General features: G+C 42.9%; 1 protein-coding gene. It reads right to left on the bottom strand.

Going from position 1 to position 1,250, the window contains the following annotated elements:
• Positions 1-63 precede the first annotated feature (63 nt).
• Positions 64-1,248: an elongation factor Tu gene (gene tuf / locus HMPREF3263_RS06215; RefSeq protein WP_005635637.1), complete on the bottom strand. Its 1,185-nt coding sequence runs from the start codon at positions 1,246-1,248 to the stop codon at positions 64-66.
• Positions 1,249-1,250 lie beyond the last annotated feature (2 nt).

Genomic DNA, 1,250 nt, shown 5'->3' with positions numbered 1-1,250 from the left:
AAACAAAAAGGCGTATCTTTCGATACGCCTCCTTAATCTAACTTGTTACAGTTAATACATCAATTATTTGATGATTTTCGCAACAACGCCAGCACCTACTGTACGGCCACCTTCACGGATTGCGAAACGTAAACCTTGGTCCATCGCAATCGGGTGGATTAAGCTTACTGTCATTTTGATGTTATCACCAGGCATTACCATTTCCACGCCTTCTGGTAATTCAATTGTACCAGTTACGTCAGTTGTACGGAAATAGAACTGTGGACGGTAACCTTTGAAGAATGGAGTGTGACGACCACCTTCATCTTTTGATAATACGTAAACTTCTGATTCGAAATCAGTGTGTGGAGTGATTGAACCTGGTTTCGCTAATACTTGACCACGTTCGATTTCTTCACGTTTGGTACCACGTAATAATGCACCGATGTTTTCACCTGCACGACCTTCGTCAAGTAATTTACGGAACATTTCAACACCAGTTACAGTTGTTTTCGCTGTTGGTTTGATACCTACGATTTCAACTTCATCACCAGTACGAATGATACCACGCTCAACACGACCTGTTACTACTGTACCACGACCTGAAATTGAGAACACGTCTTCGATTGGAAGAAGGAACGGTTGGTCAATTGCACGCTCTGGCTCAGGAATGTAAGTATCTAAGTGGTTTGCTAACTCAAGGATTTTTTCTTCCCATTCTGCAACGCCGTTTAATGCTTGTAATGCAGAACCACGTACGATTGGAGTATCGTCACCTGGGAAGTCATATTGAGAAAGAAGTTCACGAACTTCCATTTCTACTAATTCTAATAACTCTTCGTCATCTACCATGTCGCATTTATTTAAGAATACGATGATGTAAGGTACACCTACTTGGCGACCTAATAAGATGTGCTCACGAGTTTGTGGCATTGGACCATCTGTCGCTGCTACTACTAAAATAGCACCGTCCATTTGCGCCGCACCGGTAATCATGTTTTTAACATAGTCCGCGTGTCCTGGGCAGTCAACGTGTGCGTAGTGACGAGTTGGAGTGTCGTATTCAACGTGCGATGTGTTGATGGTGATACCACGCGCTTTTTCTTCTGGCGCATTATCAATTTGGTCAAATGCACGAGCTGCACCACCGTAGTGTTTTGCTAATACGGTTGTAATTGCTGCTGTTAAAGTTGTTTTACCGTGGTCAACGTGGCCGATTGTACCCACGTTTACGTGCGGTTTTGTACGTTCAAATTTTTCTTTAGACATTT

Source organism: Haemophilus sp. HMSC61B11, from assembly GCF_001838615.1.
Classification (GTDB): Bacteria; Pseudomonadota; Gammaproteobacteria; order Enterobacterales; family Pasteurellaceae; genus Haemophilus_D; species Haemophilus_D parainfluenzae_AD.
This window is presented reverse-complemented; position numbering and strand designations above follow the sequence as displayed.